Source organism: Paenibacillus sp. GYB004 (assembly GCF_036577605.1).
Lineage (GTDB): Bacteria > Bacillota > Bacilli > Paenibacillales > NBRC-103111 > Paenibacillus_AB > Paenibacillus_AB oceani.
The window spans coordinates 1-253 of record NZ_JARBDB010000032.1; the positions used below are offsets into that span (position 1 = coordinate 1).

Annotated in this window: 1 rRNA gene; it reads right to left on the reverse strand. The window is 49.4% G+C overall.

Annotated elements, in window-relative coordinates:
- Positions 1-129: 129 nt before the first annotated feature.
- Positions 130-253, reverse strand: a 23S ribosomal RNA gene (locus PV433_RS14095); the annotation flags it as partial.

Sequence of the window (253 nt, forward strand, 5' to 3'; positions counted from 1 at the left end):
CATCATCACCAAACGATTATGAAATTCAGGGTTTATTCCCTGAAAACTGAATGCGAACCGAAGAAGAGAGAGAGATGAAACGTTACCTCAAGGGCTCTTGAGGCCTCCACGAAGGTTCGTGGAGTATGATAGGATAAGCCCTCGACCGATTAGTATTCGTCAGCTCCACACATTGCTGCGCTTCCACCCCGAACCTATCAACCTGGTCGTCTACCAGGGGTCTTACGCATTGGGAAATCTCATCTTGCGGGGG